Annotated in this window: 21 protein-coding genes; 18 read left to right on the top strand and 3 right to left on the bottom strand. The window is 70.8% G+C overall.

The window, feature by feature from the left end; all coding sequences use genetic code 11:
• Positions 1-11: 11 nt before the first annotated feature.
• Positions 12-458, bottom strand: a complete 447-nt coding sequence (locus tag RWH43_RS14065) for a DUF2207 domain-containing protein (RefSeq protein ID WP_144833451.1) — start codon at positions 456-458, stop codon at positions 12-14.
• 207 nt (positions 459-665) lie between these two features.
• Positions 666-1061, bottom strand: coding sequence for a tautomerase family protein (locus tag RWH43_RS14060; RefSeq protein ID WP_144833449.1), 396 nt, complete (start codon positions 1059-1061; stop codon positions 666-668).
• 157 nt (positions 1062-1218) lie between these two features.
• Here RWH43_RS14060 and RWH43_RS14055 point away from each other — a divergent pair, with 157 nt between their 5' ends.
• From RWH43_RS14055 to RWH43_RS14045, 3 genes are all read left to right on the top strand, one after another.
• Positions 1219-2781: a Rieske 2Fe-2S domain-containing protein gene (locus RWH43_RS14055; protein WP_230704621.1), complete on the top strand. Its 1563-nt coding sequence runs from the start codon at positions 1219-1221 to the stop codon at positions 2779-2781.
• Positions 2782-2784: 3 nt separating this feature from the next.
• Complete coding sequence (locus RWH43_RS14050; protein WP_316001772.1) at positions 2785-3180, top strand: VOC family protein; 396 nt, start codon at positions 2785-2787, stop codon at positions 3178-3180.
• Positions 3181-3377: 197 nt separating this feature from the next.
• Complete coding sequence (locus RWH43_RS14045; RefSeq protein WP_316001771.1) at positions 3378-3815, top strand: hypothetical protein; 438 nt, start codon at positions 3378-3380, stop codon at positions 3813-3815.
• A gap of 254 nt (positions 3816-4069) precedes the next feature.
• Here the strand turns inward: RWH43_RS14045 and RWH43_RS14040 are convergent, their stop codons facing one another.
• Positions 4070-5608, bottom strand: coding sequence for an HNH endonuclease signature motif containing protein (locus tag RWH43_RS14040; protein WP_316001770.1), 1539 nt, complete (start codon positions 5606-5608; stop codon positions 4070-4072).
• Positions 5609-5763: 155 nt separating this feature from the next.
• On the opposite strand from RWH43_RS14040, the gene pyrR reads away from it, so the two are divergent.
• The 15 genes from pyrR (at position 5764) to RWH43_RS13965 (ending at position 22662) form a co-directional block, all read left to right on the top strand.
• Positions 5764-6294 carry a bifunctional pyr operon transcriptional regulator/uracil phosphoribosyltransferase PyrR gene (gene pyrR / locus RWH43_RS14035; RefSeq protein WP_144784955.1) on the top strand — a complete coding sequence of 177 codons (531 nt, stop codon included), beginning with the start codon at positions 5764-5766 and terminating at the stop codon, positions 6292-6294.
• Positions 6291-7259: an aspartate carbamoyltransferase catalytic subunit gene (locus RWH43_RS14030; protein ID WP_316001769.1), complete on the top strand. Its 969-nt coding sequence runs from the start codon at positions 6291-6293 to the stop codon at positions 7257-7259. Before pyrR ends, RWH43_RS14030 begins: the two co-directional genes overlap by 4 nt.
• Complete coding sequence (locus RWH43_RS14025) at positions 7256-8578, top strand: dihydroorotase (RefSeq protein ID WP_316001768.1); 1323 nt, start codon at positions 7256-7258, stop codon at positions 8576-8578. Before RWH43_RS14030 ends, RWH43_RS14025 begins: the two co-directional genes overlap by 4 nt.
• The gene (locus RWH43_RS14020) at positions 8575-9075 is read left to right on the top strand and encodes a PH-like domain-containing protein (protein ID WP_186316624.1); all 501 of its coding nucleotides are present in this window, start codon (positions 8575-8577) and stop codon (positions 9073-9075) included. Before RWH43_RS14025 ends, RWH43_RS14020 begins: the two co-directional genes overlap by 4 nt.
• The gene (gene carA / locus RWH43_RS14015; RefSeq protein WP_316001767.1) at positions 9072-10304 is read left to right on the top strand and encodes a glutamine-hydrolyzing carbamoyl-phosphate synthase small subunit; all 1233 of its coding nucleotides are present in this window, start codon (positions 9072-9074) and stop codon (positions 10302-10304) included. The genes RWH43_RS14020 and carA overlap by 4 nt, the downstream gene beginning before the upstream one ends.
• Entirely contained in the window at positions 10297-13584 is a 3288-nt protein-coding gene (carB, locus tag RWH43_RS14010; RefSeq protein ID WP_316001766.1) for a carbamoyl-phosphate synthase large subunit, read from the top strand. Before carA ends, carB begins: the two co-directional genes overlap by 8 nt.
• On the top strand, positions 13581-14441 hold the full coding sequence (gene pyrF, locus RWH43_RS14005) for an orotidine-5'-phosphate decarboxylase (protein WP_144833428.1): 861 nt from the start codon (positions 13581-13583) through the stop codon (positions 14439-14441). The genes carB and pyrF overlap by 4 nt, the downstream gene beginning before the upstream one ends.
• The gene (gene gmk / locus RWH43_RS14000; protein WP_230704615.1) at positions 14434-15339 is read left to right on the top strand and encodes a guanylate kinase; all 906 of its coding nucleotides are present in this window, start codon (positions 14434-14436) and stop codon (positions 15337-15339) included. The genes pyrF and gmk overlap by 8 nt, the downstream gene beginning before the upstream one ends.
• A 236-nt stretch (positions 15340-15575) precedes the next feature.
• Entirely contained in the window at positions 15576-15830 is a 255-nt protein-coding gene (gene rpoZ, locus RWH43_RS13995; protein ID WP_055837405.1) for a DNA-directed RNA polymerase subunit omega, read from the top strand.
• Positions 15831-15946: 116 nt separating this feature from the next.
• On the top strand, positions 15947-17140 hold the full coding sequence (gene metK / locus RWH43_RS13990; protein ID WP_144833425.1) for a methionine adenosyltransferase: 1194 nt from the start codon (positions 15947-15949) through the stop codon (positions 17138-17140).
• 60 nt (positions 17141-17200) lie between these two features.
• The gene (locus tag RWH43_RS13985; protein ID WP_316001765.1) at positions 17201-19183 is read left to right on the top strand and encodes a primosomal protein N' family DNA-binding protein; all 1983 of its coding nucleotides are present in this window, start codon (positions 17201-17203) and stop codon (positions 19181-19183) included.
• 44 nt (positions 19184-19227) lie between these two features.
• Positions 19228-20145: a methionyl-tRNA formyltransferase gene (gene fmt, locus RWH43_RS13980; protein WP_316001764.1), complete on the top strand. Its 918-nt coding sequence runs from the start codon at positions 19228-19230 to the stop codon at positions 20143-20145.
• On the top strand, positions 20142-21512 hold the full coding sequence (locus RWH43_RS13975; protein ID WP_316001763.1) for an RsmB/NOP family class I SAM-dependent RNA methyltransferase: 1371 nt from the start codon (positions 20142-20144) through the stop codon (positions 21510-21512). Before fmt ends, RWH43_RS13975 begins: the two co-directional genes overlap by 4 nt.
• Before the next feature lie 118 nt (positions 21513-21630).
• On the top strand, positions 21631-22302 hold the full coding sequence (gene rpe / locus RWH43_RS13970) for a ribulose-phosphate 3-epimerase (RefSeq protein WP_144833419.1): 672 nt from the start codon (positions 21631-21633) through the stop codon (positions 22300-22302).
• A gap of 96 nt (positions 22303-22398) precedes the next feature.
• Positions 22399-22662, top strand: a complete 264-nt coding sequence (locus RWH43_RS13965) for a phosphoribosyl-ATP diphosphatase (RefSeq protein WP_056231808.1) — start codon at positions 22399-22401, stop codon at positions 22660-22662.
• Positions 22663-22696: the final 34 nt, after the last annotated feature.

Here is a 22696-nt window from a genome sequence, read left to right as displayed (position 1 = left end):
CGACCGGAATATCACCCGCTCAGCAACCCCTCCGTGGTGAGGGCGAGTGACCGGGCGTCGACCAGTCTCCGCGCGCGTCGAGCGGTCCGTCGTCGGTCGCGGGAGAGTCGCCGTGAGAGGCGGCTCGGGGTCGCTTCACCGCAGATCGTGTCGAGCAGTCGGCGTTCTTCGTCGGTCAGGACCGCGCCGGCGATGAGTTGGACCGCGATCCCCGCGCGTGCGGTGCCGCTCTCGGTCAGAAGGCGCACTCGTCGGCGGACCGCGAGATCGACGAGTCCCGCCGCGAGGGCGCGCCGATCTCGACCGGCGAGGATCGCGTCCTCGATGACCGACGCACCCGCCAGCGGCGAGAACTGCACGACCAGCGAGCGCGGAAGGCGTCCCGCGTTCGCTCGCGCGACGATGGCGCACGACAGCAGCACTCCCGCAATGATCAGAAGGGTCGTTGCTGCAGCCATGTCGCGACGGTAGGGGGACCCTCGCCGTCGTCTCGCGATCCGCGCGTCGCCCCGGGAGCGGGTGATGTCAGCGCCGGTGGGTCGACGTCCCTCAGGTGTTCGGCGCCGCTCGCCGGAGTCGTCGCCGAACATGCCGCGGATGCTTTTCACCCACGCCCGTTGTTCGTGGGCCCCCGTTCGGACTCCGACGAAGCGGCATCCGGGATCTCAGCCGAGCTCGCCCGTCACGAACTGCGCGGTGCCGTGACCGAACGACCAGTCGGCGTCGCCGTTCTCCGTGATGCTCACGACGAGGTCTTCTCCGCCGATGTCGAGGCGGTCCTTCAGGTTGCGGGCGAGGGCGCGGTACAGAGCGACCTTGGCGTCTTCCGTGCGCGCCTTCGATGCGAACCGCACGATGACGAGTCGCTCGCTGCGGGTGATCCCGAGACCGGTGTCGAGGGCCACGAGCTCGAACGGTTCGTGCTGGGTGAGGATCTGGTACCGGTCGGTGTCCGGGACGTCGAACGCTTCGACGACGGCATCCTGCACGGCATCCATCAGCGTGCGCAGCTGCGTCTCGTCGTACTGTCCGCGGATGGTGTCGATCATGGCAAGGGGCATTCGGGGGTCCTTTCGTCGGTACGCCCGGCACGGTACTCGCGCCCGGTATGTGGGGGAGTGGCTTGACGGGGACTTCTCGACACCGGCGCACTCCCCCGGGCTCTCGCAGTCCGCCCCGCGTAGACTCGACGGGTTCCGCCCACGACACAGGAGCGTTATGAAGATCACCGGCCTCGGCCACGCGGGAATGTTCATCGAGACGCGCGGCGGCAGCATCATCTGCGACCCCGTCATCGGTCCGAGCTTCTTCGGCTCGTGGTTTCCGTTCCCCGACAACCGCGCCCTCGACTGGGAGCGGTTCGGCAAGGCGGACTTCCTCTACATCTCGCACCGCCACCGCGATCACTTCGATCCGGCGATGCTCGAGCGGTACGTGTCGAAAGACATCAAGGTGCTGCTCCCCGAGTACCCCACCGATGACCTCGAGCAGGACCTCCTCGCGCTCGGCTACACCAACCTCGTGCGCACCGAGGCGGGTGTTCCCCTGCAGTTCGGTGACCTGAAGCTCATGGTGACGCCGCTGCGCGCGCCCTCCGATGGTCCGATCGGCGACTCGTCGCTGTCGCTCGACGACGGAACCGCCTCGATCCTGAACCAGAACGACTCGCACCCGCTCGATCTCGACAAGCTGTTCGACTTCGGCAAGCCCGACGCGTACTTCACCCAGGTGTCGGGTGCGATCTGGTGGCCCATGGTCTACGACCTGCCGCAGGACGCGAAGCAGAACTTCGCCAAGCTCAAGCGCGATGCGCAGAACAAGCGCGCGATGTACTACATCGACAAGGTCGACGCCGAACACGTGTTCCCGATGGCCGGTCCGCCGATGTTCCTGCGCGAGGAGCTCTTCCGCTACAACGGCACCGGCATGGACGACGACTCGATCTTCACCGACCAGCGCGAGTTCCTCGCCCACATGAAGGAGCAGCGTCCCGACCAGAAGGGGTACCTGTTCCTCCCGGGCACCGAGGTCGAGGTGCAGGGGTCGGATGTCACGGTCACCCAGACTCTGTACACGGATGCCGAGATCGAACGCGTCTTCGGCGACAAGTGGAACTACCTGGCCGAGCAGCGCGACAGCCGCCAGGCCGAGGTTCAGGCGGAGGAGGCGACGCGCGCCGAGATCATCCCGCCGGCCGAGATGCTCGCCGCGCTGAAGGAGTGGTGGGAGCCGCTGCTGCGTCGCGCCCGGGTGATCCGCAATGGCGTGGGCGGCATGGTGCGGTTCCGCATCGGCGAGCTCGACATGGTCGTGGACTTCCCGAAGGCGAAGCTCCGCGAGTACGCCGGTGAGGAGTGCATCTACTGGTACACGATCCCCGCCGACCTCGTGTCGACGAACATCCGCGATCACGAGATCGACTGGTCGAACTCGATCTTCCTGTCGATGCAGTTCGAGGTGGGTCGTTCGGGCAAGTTCAATGAGTTCCTCACGACGTTCCTGAAGTGCTTGTCGCGCGACCGGATCGAGTACGTCGAGAACTGGTACGCCGAGCAGTCGGACCAGACCGAGGATGCCGAGATCGACGGCTGGACCGTTCAGCGTCGCTGCCCGCACCTGCGTGCCGACCTGACGAAGACCGGCAAGATCGAGGACGGTGTGCTGACCTGTTCGCTGCACGACTGGAAGTGGGATCTGGCGTCGGGTCGGTGCCTGACGACGACCGGTCACCCGATCCGTTCGACCCGTGCCGCCGAGCCGGCCGAGGTCGCCGCGAGCTGACCTGTGCCGGGGTTCCATCACGTCGAGGTGTGGGTCGCCGACCTGGCTTCGGCGCGTGCCGAGTGGGGATGGCTGCTCACCGCGGTCGGGTTCGAACGGACCGGCCAGTGGTCCGAGGGCGAGACGTGGAGTGCGGGGGACGGCCCGTACCTGACCCTGACGACGTCGCCGAACCTGTCGGGACCCGAGCATGATCGGCGCGCTCCCGGCGTGAACCATCTGGCGTTCCTCGGTGGTTCTCGGGCGCAGGTGGATGCCGCGATGGCCGCGGCGAGCGCTCATGGGTGGCGGCCGCTGTACCAGGAGCGCTATCCCTTCGCCGGTGGTCCTTCGCACTACGCGGGGTGGCTGGAGAACTCCGCGGGGTTCAAGGCGGAGATCGTCGCAGACGAGGACTGACCCGAGCACGCGCGTTCGTGTCACGACGGGCGAGCGGGCGGTCCACGGCGCGAGGCGCGACGGACGGGGCTGCGGTGAGGGCCACGGGTGACGTAGTCGAAACGGGAAAGGCGAGCGCGGCAGCACCGACGGCGACGGCGGGCACCCAGGGCGTGTCTGAGGAATGCGGCCCCAGCGCATCCGGTCACACTGGACAGGTGCAGCCGGAGCAGATCGTGGTGAAATCCGACGACCCGCGGTGCGTGGAGCTCGAGGCCGCCGGGTGGGTGGTCGTTTCACGATCATGGGCTGCGCAGGTGACGGCATCGAGCGTCGACATCGACGTGCTCTCGGGCGCGGTTCGGCGCGGCCGTCGTCCCGGTGACGTGCGGGAGATCGAAGACGGCGACCTCGAGTCCGTTCTCCTGCTGGACTACATGACGCTGGCCGACTATCTGGGCGGGGTCGCGACTGAGCATGATCCGCTGACGACATCGACCGCTCGCGTGAAACACACGAGGCGAGGCTTCGGCGCCTTCGATGGCGGCGGCCGGGCTTTCGCGATCACCTACGTCGACGTCGACGGTCGCGCCGCCGAGACCGACTTCACGTCGTCGCTGCAGAACTTCGCGGGTTGGGCATCGGCACGGCGGTGAAGGCGGCCTCCCTGCTGGCGCCTCTACGCGACGGTGTCGAAGTGTTCCGAACCGGGGGCGCCGAAGAGAACCGCGCCACTCTCGACTCGAACCGGAGCCTCGGATACGTGGTCGACGAGGAATGGATCACTCTTTCCCCTCGGCACGACGCCGAGATCAGGTGACGACGGCGTTCGCCGCGGACCGCCCGCGCCGACCGAGCCACGACAACGAGCTCTCTCCCACGTGGGCGATCCGTACCGTCGAATCCTCGGTCACGCCGCGTCGAAGCGACGCGGAGACCTCGATCGCAGCAGCGTGGGCGGGCGCATCTCCCCCGTACGCGGATCAGGCGGGGCGTGCAACCAGTACGAGTCCCGCCCGGTCACGGGATCCCGCTCGCGCACGATCTTCTCGCCCCGATTGTGCAGACCCAGGTGATGGTTCCGGCAGAGGGGGACGCCGTCGTCGACGTCGGTTCTGCCCCGATCCGCCGCCCAATGGTCGATGTGATGCATCTCGCACTGCGAGATGGGGGCACGGCATCCGATACCGACGCACCCGCCGTCGCGCACCGCGATCGCGATCCGCTGGGCACGGGTGAACAGCCGCTGGTGTCGACCGACGTCGAGCGGCCGCCCCGCGTCGCCCACGGAGACCGGCACGGCGCCCGCATCGCACAGGTAGCTCTCGACAACCCCGCCGGGGAGGGCGGACCCGCCGTCTTCGAGGTGTCCGACTCCGCGCACGGTGGTCACGACACCCATCGCCTCGGCGCCAGGGGACTCGCCCTCCACCAGCGACGGAGCCTCCACCAGCGACGGAGCCTCCACCAGCGCCGACGCCTCCGCCAGCGCCGACGCCTCCAGCACGATCCGCACGCCGGGTTGCCGGTCGCCGAACGCCTGCGCCGGATCGGCGGCGGCGCCCGTCCGCATGACGGCCATCAGCGTGTCGTAGGCGATCTGCTCGCCCGACCGCTCGTCGGGTGCGTCGGCGACCACGGCATCCGGATCCACGAACCGCGGACCCCGTCGCGGACGCAACGCCGCCTGGAGGATCGCATCGACCCAGGCCGCCGCATCGTCGTCGAACACGAACCGTCCGTGCCGCTGCCCGTGCTCGTCGACCCATGAACGATACGATCGGGCGGCGAAGCGCTCCTCGAACCGCAGGGTCACCCCGACCGGGTCGAGACGGTCCCGCGCGATCCGCGCGGACGCCCGCAACTCCTCGACCGGCAGGTGCGGCGCTTCGGCGATGAGCCGCTCGACGGCCGCCACCCAAGCGCGGGGGAGGAAGTCCGGATCGAGCTCGGGATACCTCTCGACCGGCGGCTCACCCAACCCCACGCGGATCGCCTGGAACTGAGCGTGACTGAGCGCCCCGTCACGCAGCGCCCCGCCGGCCCGTTCGAGCCATTCGCCACCCGCCGACGACACCGGCGATGCCGTGTCGCGAGGCCCGTCGTCACCCACGACGCCTACGGCATCGAGCAGGTCGCCCCCGGTCTTGACCGACCGCGTCACCTCGCGCCTGCTCCGCCCGGTCAGCGTCTGCAGCAACTCGGTCGCGTTGCGGTGCCCCTGTCGTTGGGCCAGCCCCGCCCCACCAAGCTCTCGCGCCGACCGTGCGTCGATCACCCGGGCCGCACACGCCGCCAACACGTCGAGGGCGTTCCGCGCCGCGGTGATCTCTGCCATGACCCCGACGATCTCGCGATCATCGAGGGCGGAGAGCTCCCGCCCCGCGATCAGGCCGACGACGCGCTCGCTCGCCACCCGAAGGCGGTCGACCGGCGCGCTCACTTCCATAGAACAAATGTACGAATGAACCACTCGAGCCGCCAGCGGCCAACCGCGACACCACCCGTAACCGCTCGAGGTTCACCCGCCCGCACCCGCTAGACTCGACGAAGAACCACAGCAACCTTTAACCCCGTCCCGTGAGGCGGAGAAGGGAGCGGCGGATGAATACGCGCACCGTCATGCACGATGCCGATATCGCCCGCGCTTTGACGCGCATATCGCACGAGATCCTGGAGTCCAACAAAGGACCGGAAGGACTCGTCCTCCTCGGCATCCCGACCCGCGGCGTCACGCTCGCGAACCGGATCGGCCCCCTCGTCAGCGAGTTCGGCGGCACATCCGTCCCGGTCGGATCGCTCGATGTGACGATGTACCGCGACGATCTGCACCGCAACCCCACGCGGGCCCCGCGTCGCACCGAGATCCCCGCCGGTGGCATCGACGGCAAGGTCGTCGTGCTCATCGACGACGTGCTGTTCTCGGGCCGCAGCATCCGCGCCGCCCTCGACGCGCTGCAGGACATCGGCCGCCCCGCCGCCGTGCGCCTCGCGACGCTGATCGACCGCGGCCACCGCGAGCTGCCGATCCGCCCCGACTTCGTGGGCAAGAACCTCCCCAGCGCCCGCGACGAACGCGTCAACGTGCGCCTCGCCGAGATCGACGGCATCGAAGAGGTGACGATCGAATCATGAGGCACCTCCTCGACACCCAGCATCTGTCTCGCGAAGACGCGCTCGAGATCCTCGACGTCGCCGAGGACATGGCCGACACTCAGCGTCGCGAGGTCAAGAAGCTCCCGACGCTGCGCGGCAAGACGGTGGTCAACCTCTTCTTCGAGGACTCCACCCGCACGCGCATCTCGTTCGAAGCCGCCGCCAAGCGCCTCTCCGCCGACGTCATCAACTTCTCGGCGAAGGGCTCCAGCGTCAGCAAGGGCGAGTCGCTGCAGGACACGGCGCAGACGCTCCAGGCGATGGGGGCGGATGCCGTGGTCATCCGCCACGGCGCGTCCGGCGCCCCGCGCACCCTCGCCACCTCCGACTGGATCAGCGCCGGCGTGGTGAACGCGGGCGACGGCACCCACGAGCACCCCACGCAGGCCCTCCTCGACGCCTTCACGATCCGCAAGCGCTTGTTCGGTGATGACAGCCGCGGCCGCGGGCTCGACGGCATCCGGGTCACGATCGTCGGAGACGTGCTGCACTCGCGGGTCGCGCGGTCGAACGTGTGGCTCCTTCACACCCTGGGCGCGCACGTGACGTTGGTGGCTCCGCCGACGCTGGTGCCGCAGGATGTCAGCCGCTGGCCGGTCGATGTCGACTACGACCTCGACCACGCGATCGCCGCCGGTCCCGACGCGCTGATGATGCTGCGCATCCAGCTCGAGCGGATGTCAGCGGCGTATTTCCCGACTGAACGGGAGTATTCCCGCCGGTACGGGCTCGACGCGCGACGTTTGCAGGCGCTTCCGGGCGGTAGCATCGTTCTACACCCCGGTCCGATGAACCGAGGTCTGGAGATCTCCGCCGAAGCCGCCGATTCGCCTCGCTCGACGGTGCTCGAGCAGGTCACGAACGGCGTCTCCGTGCGGATGGCCGTGCTGTACCTGCTGCTGGCGGGCGAGCGGCCCGACACCGAGAAAGAGGACCTCCGATGAGCCACGCCCCCGCACAGACCCTTCTGGTGCGCGGCGCGCGCGTCGAGGGTCACGACGCCACCGACCTGCTCGTGCGCGACGGCGTCATCGTCGAGACCGGCTCCGGCCTCTCGCACCAGGGCGCGACGGTCGTGGATGCCGACGGTCTCGTCGCCCTGCCGGGTCTCGTCGACCTGCACGTGCACCTGCGCGAGCCCGGGTACGAGGCATCCGAGACGATCCTCACCGGTTCGCGGGCCGCCGCCGCCGGTGGATTCACCACCGTCTTCGCCATGCCGAACACCTCTCCGGTCGCCGACACGGCGGGCGTGGTCGAGCAAGAACTCGCCCTCGGCGAGGCCGCCGGCTACGTGCACGTGCAGCCGATCGGCGCCGTGACCGTGGGGCAGAAGGGCGAGCGCCTCGCCGAGCTCGGCGCGATGGCCGACTCCCGCGCCCGCGTCCGCGTGTTCAGCGACGACGGCTTCTGCGTGTTCGACCCGCTGATCATGCGGCGAGCGCTGGAGTACGTGAAGGCGTTCGACGGCGTCATCGCGCAGCACGCGCAGGACCCGCGCCTGACCGAGGGCGCGCAGATGAACGAGGGCGCCGTCTCGGCCGAGCTGGGTCTCACCGGCTGGCCGGCGGTCGCCGAGGAGTCGATCATCGCGCGCGACGTGCTGCTCGCCGAGCACGTCGGCTCGCGCCTGCACGTGTGCCATCTGAGCACCGCGGGCTCGGTCGACATCATCCGCTGGGCCAAGAAGCGCGGCGTCAACGTCACCGCCGAGGTCACCCCGCACCACCTGCTGCTGACCGACGAGCTCGTGCGCGACTATGACGCGCGGTTCAAGGTGAACCCGCCGCTGCGCCGCGAAGAAGACGTGATGGCCGTGCGCGAGGGCCTGGCCGACGGCACGATCGACATCGTCGCCACCGACCACGCCCCGCACCCCGCCGAGGCGAAGGCCTGCGAGTGGGCGGCCGCCGCGAACGGCATGGTGGGTCTCGAGAGCGCCCTGCGCGTCGTGCACCACGCCATGGTCGAGACCGGCCTGCTCGACTGGGCCGACGTCGCCCGCGTGATGTCGGCGAACCCGGCCCGCATCGGACGCCTCGACGGACACGGCGCGCCCGTCGCCGCGGGGCAGCCGGCGACCTTCACGCTGTACGACCCGCGCCCCTCGCGCACGTTCGGTCTCGGCGACCTGCGTGGGCGCAGCACCAACTCGCCCTACCTCGGCCGGGAGCTGCCGGGCGAGGTGCGCTGGACCGTGCGCGCCGGCATCCCGACCGTCGTCGACGGCGCCGTGCTCGACGCTCCCGGGGTGCTCGCATGAGCCGCGAGGGCGCCCTCGTCGTGATGATCGGTGTAGCCCTCGTGCTGCTGGCCGTGCTCGCCTGGGCCTGGGTGCGACGAACGCGGCGCGATGCGCGCTACACGGCCCCGGTGGGGGAGCTGCCCGCAGACGCCGTCGAAACGGCGGTGTTCTCGGGCCTCTACGTCGCCACGACCCGACACGACGAGCCGCTCGAGCGTCTCGCCATCAAGGGCCTCGGCTTCCGCTCCCGCGTCGACGTCACGGTCACCTCGGCCGGCGTCGCCCTCGACCTGCAGGGCCAGCCCCGCATCGCGCTCACCCGCGACCGCCTCGTCGACGCCTCTCAGGCCACGGTCGCCATCGACCGCGTGGTCGAGCGCGACGGCCTGACGCGCGTCAGCTGGCGCATCGACGACGACACGATCGTCGACACCTACCTCCGTCCTCAGGACGCCTCGGCCAAAGCTCTGGCCGACGCCATCCGCCCCCTCACCTCGACAGGAAGCGACGCATGACCGCCCTGATCCCTTCCTCGCGCCTTTCGCGCGACCCGGCCGTCCTCGTACTCGAAGACGGCACCCGCTACACCGGCCGCGCCTACGGCGCACGCGGCGAGACCCTCGGCGAGGTCGTCTTCGCCACCGGCATGACCGGCTACCAGGAGACGATCACCGACCCCTCGTACGCGGGCCAGATCGTGCTGCAGACCGCCCCCCACATCGGCAACACCGGCGTGAACGACGAAGACCCCGAGTCGCGTCGCATCTGGGTCGCCGGCTACGTCGTGCGCGACCCCTCGCGCATGGTGTCGAACTGGCGCGCGAACCGCTCGCTCGACGACGCTCTCGTCGAAGACGGCATCGTCGGCATCTCCGGCATCGACACCCGCGCCGTCACCCGCCGCATCCGCTCCGAGGGCAGCATGCGCGGCGGCGTCTTCTCGGGCGAGGCCGCCGACCTGGATGCCGAGGAGCAGCTGCGCCGCGTGCGCGAGGCTCCGGGCATGGCGGGCCGCAACCTCTCCGCCGAGGTGTCGGTCAGCGAGGTCGAGGTGACCCCCGCGACCGCCGAGCGCATCGGCAACCTCGCCGTGCTCGACCTGGGTGTGAAACAGTCCACGATCGACAACCTCGCCGCGCGCGGTTTCGACGTGCACGTGTTCCCGCAGTCCGCGACGATCGACGAGATCCGCGCGATCGAGCCGGTCGCGGCGTTCTACTCGAACGGCCCCGGCGACCCCGCGGCATCCGACCAGCACGTCGAACTGCTGCGCGCCGTGCTCGGCGACGGGCTGCCCTTCTTCGGCATCTGCTTCGGCAACCAGCTGCTGGGCCGCGCGCTCGGCTTCGGCACCTACAAGCTGCCGTTCGGCCACCGCGGCATCAACCAGCCCGTGCTCGACAAGACCACCGGCCGCGTCGAGATCACCTCGCAGAACCACGGCTTCGCGGTCGACGCGCCGCTCGATGAGATCGTCGACAGCCCCGCCGGCTTCGGCCGCGTCGAGGTCAGCCACATCGGCCTGAACGACAACGTGGTGGAGGGCCTGCGCGCCCTCGACATTCCGGCGTTCAGCGTGCAGTACCACCCCGAAGCCGCCGCCGGCCCGCACGACGCCAACTACCTGTTCGACCGCTTCCGCGACATGGTGATCGCGAACCTTCGACAGGCTCAGGGACCGGATGCCGCGGCTCTGGCCCCCTCCGACGCTCAGGACTCGACCCAGGAAGACAACAATGCCTAAGCGCGACGACATCCACTCCGTCCTGGTCATCGGCTCCGGCCCGATCGTCATCGGTCAGGCCTGCGAGTTCGATTACTCCGGCACCCAGGCGTGCCGCGTGCTGCGCGAAGAGGGCGTGCGCGTCATCCTCGTCAACTCCAACCCGGCGACGATCATGACCGACCCCGACTTCGCCGACGCGACCTACATCGAGCCGATCACCCCCGAGGTCATCGAGTCGATCATCGCCAAAGAGAAGCCGGATGCCGTTCTCCCCACCCTCGGCGGGCAGACCGCGCTGAACGCGGCGATCCAGCTGCACAAGCGCGGCATCCTCGAGAAGTACGACGTCGAGCTCATCGGCGCCGACTTCGACGCGATCAACCGCGGTGAGGACCGTCAGATCTTCAAGGAGCTCGTGCTCGAGGCGGGCGCCGATGTCGCGGCATCCGTCATCTGCCACTCGATGGACGAACTGCTCGCCGGCGCCGAGAAGCTCGGCTACCCGCTGGTCGTGCGTCCGTCATTCACCATGGGAGGCCTGGGCTCGGGCTTCGCGTACGACGAGGCCGACCTCCGCCGCATCGGCGGCGCGGGCCTGCACGACTCGCCCACCAACGAGGTGCTGCTCGAGGAGTCGATCCTCGGGTGGAAGGAGTACGAGCTCGAGCTCATGCGCGACACCGCCGACAACACGGTGGTCGTCTGCTCGATCGAGAACGTCGACCCGGTCGGCGTGCACACCGGCGACTCGATCACGGTGGCGCCCGCGCTGACCCTGACCGACCGCGAGTACCAGAAGCTGCGCGACATCGGCATCGACATCATCCGCGCGGTGGGCGTCGACACGGGTGGCTGCAACATCCAGTTCGCGGTCGACCCGGCGACGGGCCGCATCATCGTCATCGAGATGAACCCGCGCGTCTCGCGCTCCTCGGCGCTCGCGTCGAAGGCCACCGGCTTCCCGATCGCCAAGATCGCCGCGAAGCTCGCGATCGGCTACCGGCTCGACGAGATCCCGAACGACATCACCAAGGTGACCCCGGCGAGCTTCGAGCCCACTCTCGACTACGTCGTGGTGAAGGTGCCGCGGTTCAACTTCGAGAAGTTCCCGGCCGCCGACACCACCCTGACCACCACCATGAAGTCGGTCGGCGAGGCCATGGCGATCGGCCGCAATTACACCACGGCCCTGCAGAAGGCGCTGCGCTCGCTCGAGAAGCGCGGGTCGAGCTTCCACTGGGGCGAGGAGTCGCGCTCGGTGGAGCAGCTGCTCGAGATCTCGAAGACCCCGACCGACGGCCGCATCGTGGTGCTGCAGCAGGCCCTGCGCAAGGGCGCCACGCCCGAGCAGGCGTTCGATGCGACGGCCATCGACCCCTGGTTCATCGACCAGATCGTGCTGATCAACGAGGTCGCTGAGTTCATCGGCGACGCCGAGAACCTGGATGCCGACACCCTCCGCCTCGCGAAGGAGCACGGTTTCAGCGACGCCCAGATCGCGCAGATCCGCGGGCTCGACGAGGCGGAGGTGCGTGAGAGCCGCTACGCGCTCGACGTGCGCCCGGTCTACAAGACCGTCGACACCTGCGCGGGGGAGTTCCCGGCTCTCACGCCGTACCACTACTCCTCGTACGACGCCGAGACCGAGGTCACCCCCTCCGACCGCACGAAGGTCGTCATCATCGGCTCGGGCCCCAACCGCATCGGTCAGGGCGTCGAGTTCGACTACTCGTGCGTGCACGCCTCGTTCGCGCTGTCGGACGCCGGCTACGAGACCGTCATGGTCAACTGCAACCCCGAGACCGTGTCGACCGACTACGACACCTCCGACCGCCTGTACTTCGAGCCGCTGACGCTCGAAGACGTGCTCGAGGTGCTGCACGCCGAGGCGCAGTCGGGCACGATCCTCGGTGTCGTCTGCCAGCTCGGCGGACAGACGCCGCTGGGCCTCGCGAAGGGCATCGAGGCCGCCGGGTACACGATCCTCGGCACGAGTCCCGAGGCGATCGACCTCGCCGAGGAGCGCGAGCTGTTCTCGCGCCTGCTCGACGAGGCCGGACTCGTGGCCCCGCGCAGCGGCACCGCGATCGACGTCGAAGGCGCCGTGACCGTGGCCGAGGAGATCGGCTACCCCGTGCTGGTGCGCCCGAGCTTCGTGCTCGGCGGTCGCGGCATGGAGATCGTCTACTCGACCGACGCGCTGCGCGACTACTTCGTGCGCGTCGCCGACCAGGCGATCATCGGCCCCGGCCTCCCGCTGCTCGTCGACCGCTTCCTCGACGACGCGATCGAGCTCGACGTCGACGCGCTGTTCGACGGCACCGACCTGTACATCGGCGGCGTCATGGAGCACCTCGAAGAAGCCGGCATCCACTCCGGTGACTCCTCGTGCACCCTCCCGCCCGTGTCGCTCGGTCGCACCGAGGTCGACCGCGTGCGCGAAGCGACCCTCGCCATCGCGAAGGGCGTGGGCGTGCGGGGTCTGCTGAACGTGCAGTTCGCGATCTCGGCGGGCGTCCTTTACGTCATCGAGGCGAACCCGCGCGCGAGCCGCACGGTGCCGTTCGTGTCGAAGGCGCTGGGCATCCCTCTCGCCAAGGCCGCCAGCCGCATCATGGCCGGCAACACCATCGCCGAGCTCATCGCCGAGGGTCTCCTGCCCGAGCAGGACGGCTCGCGCGTGCCGCTCGATGCCCCCGTCGCCGTCAAGGAGGCCGTGCTGCCGTTCAAGCGCTTCCGCACCGCCGACGGGCACACGGTCGACTCGGTCCTCGGACCCGAGATGCGCTCGACCGGTGAGGTCATGGGCATTGACCGCGACTTCCCGACCGCGTTCGCGAAGTCGCAGGAGGCCGCGTACGGCGGCATGCCGACCTCGGGAACCGTGTTCATCTCGGTCGCCGACGCCGACAAGCGCGCCGTGATCCTGCCCGCCCACCGTCTGCAGGAGCTCGGTTTCTCGTTGCTCGCGACCGAGGGCACCGCGGAGATCCTCGCGCGCAACGGCATCCGGGTGAAGGTCGTCGAGAAGTACTCCGAGACGCAGGGGTCGGACCAGCAGAACGTGGTCGACCTGATCAACGCGGGTGAGATCGACATGATCGTCAACACCCCCTCGGGTGGCACGGCACGAGCCGACGGCTACGAGATCCGCGCGGCGGCTGTGGCCGCCGACAAGGCCCTGTTCACCACGATGGCCGTGCTCGGCGCCGCGGTGAGCGCCCTGGGTGCGATGAAGGACGGCTTCGAGGTCCGCAGCCTGCAGGAGTACGCCGTGGATCGCGCGGCGCGCCTGTGAGCGAGACGTTCGGTCAGCGACTCTCCGCCGCCCTCGACCTGCACGGCGCCCTGTGCGTCGGCATCGACCCCCACGCCGCCCTGTTATCGGCGTGGGGGCTGGATGCCACGGCCGAGGGCGCGCGGGAGTTCGGCCTGCGCACCGTCGAGGCCGCCCACGGGCGGGTCGGCGTGGTCAAGCCGCAGGTGGCGTTCTACGAGCGCTACGGCTCCCGCGGGTTCGCCGCCCTCGAAGACGTGATGGCCGCCGCGCGCGACGCGGGGCTCCTCGTGATCGCCGACGCCAAGCGCGGCGACATCGGCACGACGATGGAGGGCTACGCGCACGCCTGGCTCGCGCCCGGTTCTCCTCTCGAGGCGGATGCCGTGACCCTGTCGCCGTACCTCGGCGCCGACTCGCTGCGCGAGGCGTTGGCGCTGGCGGTGCACCACGGCAAGGGCGCGTTCGTGCTGACCGCGACGAGCAACCCCGAGGCGCGTGCGCTGCAGAGCGCGATCGTCGACGACGCCCTCGCGGTGGGCGATCGCGAGCACGTCGCGGCCCGTGTGGCGCACGACGTGAACCAGGCGAACATCGGCGCCCCCGGAGCCCTCGGCCCGGTCGGCGTCGTGGTCGGCGCGACCGTCGACCGCTCGGCGTTCGGGCTGGGCGACGTGGCGCTGGCGGGCATGCCGATCCTCGCTCCCGGCTTCGGTGCGCAGGGGGCCGCGCCCGCCGACCTGCGCCGCTTGTTCGGCTACGTGGCATCCGCCGTCGTCGCGAACGAGAGCCGCAGCATCCTCGCGGTCGGACCCGACCGTCTCGCCGCCCGCATCGACGAGCGCGCCGCGCTCTACCGGGAGTCCCTGCATGGCTGAAACCCGTCGTCCGCCCGAGGTCGACCGCGCCGCCGCCTCGCGCCGCGCCGTCGAGGCTCGTCGCGAGCGCGCCGCGCTCAAGCGCGACGTGTCGACCCGCGTGATCTCTCCGCAGGAGCTGCTGCGCCGTGGCCTCGCCGACCCGCTGTCGGCGGCCGGGGCGATGCGCGTGACCGAGTTCCTCACGGCGATCCCCGCGATCGGCGAGAGCAAGCGCGACCGCATCCTCGCTTCGCTCGGCATCTCGCCGGTGAAGCGTCTGGGCGGTCTGGGCTCGCGTCAGCGCGACGCGCTGCGCTCCTACCTCGACACGCGCTGGCCCGAGCCCGGTCCCCGCGAGGGACGCAGCCGCCTCATCGTGCTCGCCGGCCCCACGGCCGTCGGCAAGGGCACCGTCGCCGCGCACATCAAGGAGCACTACCCCGAGATCCACCTCTCGGTCTCGGCGACCACGCGCAGCGCCCGCCCGGGAGAGGTCGAGGGCGAACACTACTACTTCGTCGACGACGCCGAGTTCGACCGTCTGGTCGAGGCGGGGGAGTTGCTGGAGTGGGCCGTCGTGCACAACAAGAACCGCTACGGCACGCCGCGCGCTCCGATCGAGCGCGTTCTCGCCGAGGGCGGCACCGCCCTGCTCGAGATCGACCTGCAGGGCGCCCGTCAGGTGCGCGCGGCCGATCCGTCGGCCACCCTGGTGTTCCTCCTGCCCCCGAGCTGGGACGAGCTCGTGCAGCGCCTGGTCGGGCGTGGGACCGAGGATGCCGAGGAGCGGGCCCGTCGCCTGCGCACGGCGCGCGTCGAGCTCGCCGCGCAGAACGAGTTCGACTACCGCGTCGTGAACGACGAGGTGGCCCACGCGGCCGCCCAGGTCGTCGAGCTCGCGTCGGCGCAGCACTGAGCCGACCCGCCCGGGCCGCAGCGCTCGCATCTGCACAGAGCGTCCGGTTCGGGGCGCGATCTGTGCTTCGGGGCGGAATTTTCTCGCCCCGATGTGCGGAATCCGCCCCGAACCCGCTCCGCCCGACCCACCCGACGCCCCTCGGCACAGCCCGCGCCGGCGTCGGCTAGAATAAGAGGATGCTTCGGCGCTCGAGCGCCGCATCCACCCCATCCCGCCGAACCAGGAGGTTCCCCATGGCCGGACGTGACAAGGGCATCATCGACCCGCCCATCGACGCTCTGCTCGACAAGGTCGACTCGAAGTACCAGCTCGTGATCTACGCGTCCAAGCGCGCGCGCCAGATCAACGACTACTACTCCGACCTGCACGAGGGAAACCTCTTCGACAACGTGGGACCGCTGGTCGACTCCACCGTCGAAGACAAGCCCCTCACGATCGCGCTGCACGAGATCCACGAAGACAAGCTGCGCCTGCGCGCTGCGGAGTGATCCACAGCCGACGCATTTCGTGATCTGTTCACAGATGTGACGATGCCCCGGGCGGCCCACCGCCGCCCGGGGCATACTTGTGCCCGTCCCCAGCCCTCAACTTTTTCGGAGTCGTCTTGACCGACCTGCGCCTGTTCACGTCCGAGTCCGTCACCGAAGGACACCCCGACAAGATCTGCGACCAGATCTCCGACAGCATCCTCGACGCGATCCTCACCGACGACCCCACCGGTCGCGTGGCCGTCGAGACGCTGGTCACCACGGGGCTCGTGCACGTGGCCGGCGAGGTCTCCACGAGCGCCTACGTCGAGATCCCCGCGATCGTGCGCAACGTGGTCAACCGCATCGGCTACACCTCGAGCGACACCGGCTTCGACGGCGAGTCGTGCGGCGTGAGCGTGTCGATCGGCGCGCAGTCGTCCGACATCGCCGCGGGCGTCAACAAGGCGTTCGAGCAGCGCGAGCGCGGCTCCGTCGATCCCCGCGACCTGCAGGGTGCGGGCGACCAGGGCATCATGTTCGGTTTCGCGACCAACGAGACGCCGCAGCTCATGCCCATGGCCGCCTGGACCGCTCACCGCATCGCCGAGCGCCTGGCATCCGTGCGCAAAGACGGCTCGCTGCCGTTCCTGCGTCCCGACGGCAAGACCCAGGTCACGCTCGGCTACGACGGGCACGTGCCGCGCACGGTCGACTCGGTCGTGCTGTCGACGCAGCACCACCCCGACATCTCGCAGGAAGACCTGCGCGCCGAGGTGCAGGCCGCGGTCATCGACCCGGTGCTCGCCGAGACCGGTCTCGCCCTGCCCGACGTGAAGTACTACATCAACCCGGCAGGTCCCTTCGTCATCGGCGGACCGAAGGGCGATGCGGGCCTGACCGGCCGCAAGATCATCATCGACACTTACGGCGGCGCCTCGCGTCACGGCGGCGGTGCGTTCAGCGGCAAAGACCCGTCGAAAGTCGACCGCTCGGCCGCCTACGCCATGCGCTGGGTCGCGAAGAACGCCGTCGCCGCGGGTCTCGCCGACCGCCTCGAGGTGCAGATCGCCTACGCGATCGGCAAGGCCAACCCCGTGGGCCTGTACGTCGAGTCGTTCGGCACGGCGCACGTGGCCGACGACGTGATCGTGAAGGCGATCCGCGATGTGTTCGACCTGCGCCCGGCCGCGATCGTCGAGCAGCTCGACCTGCTGCGCCCGATCTACGCGAAGACGGCGACCTACGGCCACTTCGGCCGCGAACTGCCCGACTTCACGTGGGAGCGCACCGACCGCGTCGACGAGCTCCGCACCGCCGCCGGACTCTGAGAGTGCGTGGGGGAGTGCGCCCCGGCTCGATGATCGACGCAGCCCCCGGGGACCGATCTCGTGAGTGAGCGGCGCGTCGCGCGCGTGCAGCTCGAGTCGCCCGTGCCCCAGCTCGACCGACTGTTCGACTACGCCGTTCCGCACCCGCTCGTCGCCGATGTCGCTTCGGGCGTGCGGGTGAAGGTGCCGTTGCGCTCGGCCGGTCGCATGATGGACGCTTTCGTCATCGAGGTGGTCGCCGACGACGGCACCGAGCGACCCCTGTCGGCGGTCGAGGCGGTCGTCTCGCCCATGCCGGTGCTGCCCGAGCGGCTGTACACGCTGGCCCGACGGGTCGCCGACCGCGCGGCGGGCTCGGTGAGCGACGTGCTGCGCTTGGCGGTGCCCAAGCGCATGGTCCGCGCCGAGAAGGCGTGGGCCGCAGCCCCGGCTCCCGAGACGCCCGAGGTGGTGCCCGCGGCCCGAGAGCGCGCCACGGCCCTGCTGCAGCCCTACCCGGGGCTCGCCGACGCCCTCGACGCGGGGGAGCGACTCGCCGTCGACGCCCCGCCGCATCCGCATCCGGAACTCCCGCGCGGCGCGTGGGCCGACCTGCTCGCCGCGGCCGCCGTGCACACGCTCGCGCGGGGGCGCAGCGCCGTGCTCGTCGTGCCCGACTATCGCGATCAGGCGCAGGTGCTGGCTGCTCTGGCCGAGCTCGTGACTCCGGATGCCGTGGTGCGCGACGACTCCGACCAGTCCGGTCCCGCGCGCTACGCCCAGTACCTGCGCGCCCTCGCGCCGGTGCCCTGCATCGTCGTGGGCCGCCGCTCGGCCGTCTACGCCCCCGCGCACGACACCGGCCTCGTCGCGATCTGGGACGACGGCGACACCCTGCTCGCCGAGCCCCTGTCGCCCGGCGTGCACGCCCGCGACGCCGCCCTCGTGCGGCAGGAGCTCGAGGGATCGGCGCTGCTGTTCGCCGGCCACACCCGCACCACTGACGTGCAGCGCCTCGTCGAGGTCGGCTACGTGCGCGAGGTTCCGCAGGCGCGTCGCCAGAGCCCGCGGGTCGTCCTCAGCGCCACGCGCGAGGGCGAGCAGCGGCAGTCGCGCGTTCCGTCGTCGGCGTTCGCGGCGGCGCGCGAGGCTCTTCAGCACGGCCCCGTGCTCGTGCAGGTCGCCCGCCCCGGTTACGCCCCGTCGCTCATCTGCGCCGATTGCCGACGCCCGGCGCGCTGCCAGCACTGCGCCGGCCCGCTGCGCGCCGCCCGACCGGGTGCCGTGCCCGTGTGCGCGTGGTGCGGGCGGAGCGCCCACGCGTGGGCCTGCGGGCACTGCGGCTCGACCAAGCTGCGCATGGCCTCCTCGGGCAGCGAGCGCACCGCCGACGAGCTCGGCCGCGCCTTCCCGAACACGCGGGTGATCGTCGCCGACGGCGCCCATCCCGTCGCCGAGGTCGACGCCACTCCCGCCCTCGTGATCGCCACGCGCGGGGCCGAGCCGCTCGCGCGGGGCGGCTACAAAGCCGTGATCCTGCTCGACGGCGACCGGATGCTGCAGAACGAAGCCCTGCGCATCGCCGAGCACTGCCTGCGCTGGTGGTCGAACGCCGCCGCCCTGGCCGCCCCCGGCGCCCCCGTGCACCTGGTCGGCGTCGCGGGACCGGTCGCCCGGGCGCTCGCGACCTGGACCCATCCGGCGTACGCGCGCGGAGAACTCATCGAGCGCCTTCCCCTGCGGATGCCGCCCGCCGTGCGCGTCGCGAGCGTCGACGGACACGCCCGGAGCGTCGACGTGCTGCTCGAATCGCTGCGCGAGAGCGTGCCCGACCTCGACCCGCTCGCGATCCTCGGCCCGGTCGACACGTCGGAGACGCCCGACGTCGCGACCTCCCGCGCACTGGTGCGCTTCGACTACGCCCACGGCCGCGCCGTCGCCGAGGCCCTGCGCGCCGGGGTGATCGCCGACGCCCTGCGCGCGCGCAAATCGCGCAAAGATCGCGGCCCCAAGCCGCGCAGTACGCTCAGAGTCCGCCTCGACATCCCCGAGCCCGACCTCTGAGCGGGTCACGCACCCGTCACGACCCCGAGACTCTGAGGAGACCCATGCGCCTCGTCTTCGCCGGCACACCCGCCGTCGCCGTCCCCTCCCTGCGCGCCCTCGCGTCGGGGCCGCACGAGATTGTCGCGGTCGTCACGCGCGACGACGCGCCCCTCGGCCGTAAGCGCGTGCTCACGCCGTCGCCGGTCGCGCAGGCCGCCGAAGACCTCGGTCTGCCGATCATCAAGGCCGACCGCCTCGACGCCGACGTCACCGCCCGCATCGCGGAGCTCGAGCCCGAGCTCGGGGTGATCGTGGCCTACGGCGGACTCGTGCGCGAACCGCTGCTGTCGACGCCCGCGCACGGCTGGATCAACCTGCACTTCTCGCTGCTCCCGCGCTGGCGCGGCGCCGCCCCCGTGCAGCGCGCGCTCATGGCGGGCGATGCGGTCACGGGCGCGAGCGTCTTCCAGCTCGTCGCCGCGCTCGACGCGGGCGACGTCTTCGCCGAGGAGCGCTACGAGGTACCGGTCGGGGCCACCTCGGCCACGGTGCTCGACGACCTCGCCGAGATCGGGGCTCCGCTGCTGGCCCGCGTGGTCGACGGCATCGCCGACGGCTCGGCGACCGCGACGGCGCAGCAGGGCGAGCCGACCCTCGCGCCCAAGCTCACCCTCGACGACGGAGCCCTCGATCTCACCCGGGATGCCGAGAGCCTCCTGCACCAGATCGCCGGAGTCACGCCCGAACCCGGGGCCCACACCACCCTCGACGGAGCGCGCTTCAAGGTGCTGCGCGCCGCCCCCGCCGATGCGCCCCCGTTGCCGCCGGGCCGGGTCGCGGCATCCGGGAAAGACGTCGTCGTCGGCACGGGGACCACACCGTTGCGCCTCGACACCGTGCAACCCGCAGGAAAGGGAGCGATGAACGCGAGTGATTGGTTCCGCGGCCTCCGCACCGACGAGCCGGAGCTCGGCGCATGAACGTGCAGGGAGCCCGTGCCGTGGCCTACGAGGTGCTGCGCGCCGTCTCGGGTGACGAGGCGTACGCCAACCTGCTGCTGCCGCACGCGATCACCCGTCAGAAACTGGATGCCAAAGACGCAGGTCTCGCGACCGAGCTGACCTACGGCACCCTGCGCCGACGGGGCACGTACGACGCGATCATCGCCTCCGCCGCCGACCGCACGGTCGATCGGATCGACCCGGCCGTGCTCGACGCCCTCCGCCTGGGCGTGCATCAGCTGCTGTCGACCCGCGTCGCCTCGCACGCCGCGGTGAACGAATCGGTCGAGCTCGCGCGTCGGCACGGCGGGGGCCGTGGAGCCGCGGGCTTCGCCAACGCGGTGCTGCGCCGGGTGTCGCGCGACAATCCGGGGCAGTGGATGCAGACCATCTCGGCGGCCGCGCGCAGCGACGACGAGCGCCTCGGCCTGACGACCTCGCACCCGGTGTGGATCGTGCGGGCGCTGCGCCGCGCCCTCACCGCCGAGGGGCGCGCCGACGAGCTCGACGGACTGCTCGAGGCCGACAACGTCGCGCCGCGCGTGGCGATGATCGCCCTGCCCGGCCTCGCGGAGGTGCCGGAGGACGCGACCCCCACGAGGTACGCCCCGACCGCGTTCACCACCCGTGGGGGAGACCCCGAGGGGCTGATCCGCTCGTCGGGCGGCACGATCCGCGTGCAGGACGAAGGGTCGCAGCTCGCCGCCCTCGCCCTCAGCCGTGCCCTTCCCGTGCGCGAGGGCGAGCGCTGGCTCGACCTGTGCGCCGGGCCCGGCGGCAAGACCGCGTTGCTTGCCGCCGAAGCCCTCGCCCACGGGGCGACGCTCGACGCCAACGAGATCGCCCCGGCGCGAGCGGGGCTGGTGCGCCAGGCCGTGGCATCCGTGCCCCTCGACGTCGAGGTGAGCGAAGAGGACGGGCGCGAGCGCGCGGCGCGGATGCCGGGGGAGTACGACCGCGTCCTCGTCGACGCCCCGTGCACCGGCATCGGCGCTCTGCGACGCCGGCCCGAGGCGCGCTGGCGCAAGACGCCGGCCGACGTGCCCGACCTCACCGCACTGCAGCAGGAACTCGTGCTCGCCGCCTTCGAGGCCCTGAAGCCCGGGGGAGTCGTGGCCTACGTCACGTGCTCGCCGCACCTGGCCGAGACCTCGGGCGTGCTCGCCGAGGTGAAGCGTGCGCTCGGCGACGCGGTCGAAGAGCTCGACGCGCGCGCGGTGGTGCGTGAGATCGCCGAGGTCGAGATCGACCTGCCCGACCAGGCCGACGGGTCGCTGCGGGCGCAGCTGTGGCCGCACCGGCACGGCACCGACGCGATGTCGATCGCGCTGCTGCGCAAGCGCTGAACCGCGTCCGTCCCGCGCGAGCCCCCGCGTGAGTCGCCAAGACCTGTCGCTTCCGTAATCCGCGAAGCGACGAACTCTGGCGACTCACGCGATCCGCACCGGCGCCCATAATGGTCGGGTGCCTACCGACGCCCCGCGCATCAACCCGAGCATCCTCGCCGCCGACTTCGTGAACATGGAGGCCGAGCTCGCGCGCATCGCGGGAGCCGACTTCGTGCACGTCGACGTGATGGACAACCACTTCGTTCCGAACCTCACGTTCGGGCCGCAGATGGTGGGCCGCATCCAGGAGACCAGCCCCGTTCCGCTGGACGTGCACCTGATGATCGACGACCCCGACCGCTGGGCTCCGGCGTACGCCGAGCTGGGTGCGGCATCCGTGACCTTCCATCTCGAGGCCGCGGCGTCTCCCGTCGCGCTCGCCCGGCAGCTGCGCTCGATGGGCGCGCGGGCCGGAGTGGCCGTGAAGCCCGGAACCCCGGTCGAGAACCTCTTCGACTCGCTCAACGAGTTCGACCAGATCCTCGTGATGACCGTCGAGCCCGGCTTCGGGGGGCAGTCGTTCATGCCCGAGACCATGCCGAAGCTGCGCTCCCTCGCCGACGAGGCGAAGCGCCGCGGGGCCAGCGTCTGGCTGCAGGTCGACGGCGGCATCGGCGAATCCACGATCGCCCAGGCCGCAGAGGCCGGGGCCGACACGTTCGTCGCGGGCTCCGCGGTATTCGGCGCCGACGACCCCGACCGCGCGATCCAGTCGCTGCGCGCCTCGGCCGCCCACCACCGCCACTGAGCCCGGCCGGCGAACTCCACGCTCGGGAAACGCTCCCCGCCCCGCGCGCACACGCCGCGGACAGCCCCACCCCCGCCGACCCGATACCCTGGAACCGTGAAAACTTTCGACGACCTGTTCGCGGAACTCAGCGCCAAGGCCGTCGAGCGACCCGCCGGCTCCGGCACCGTCGCTCAGCTGGATGCCGGCGTGCACGCCATCGGCAAGAAGATCGTCGAAGAGGCCGCCGAGGTGTGGATGGCCGCCGAGTACGAGAGCGACGAGGCCGCCGCCGAAGAGATCTCGCAGCTGCTCTACCACCTGCAGACGCTCATGCTCGCGAAGGGCCTGTCGCTCCAGGACGTCTACCGACATCTCTGAGCCGCACTCTTCCCCCTCCAGCTCACACAACACG

Source organism: Microbacterium algihabitans (genome assembly GCF_032464975.1).
Lineage (GTDB): Bacteria > Actinomycetota > Actinomycetes > Actinomycetales > Microbacteriaceae > Microbacterium > Microbacterium algihabitans.
Note: the sequence above shows the minus strand (reverse complement) of the source record. Positions and strands in the feature narration are given on the sequence as shown.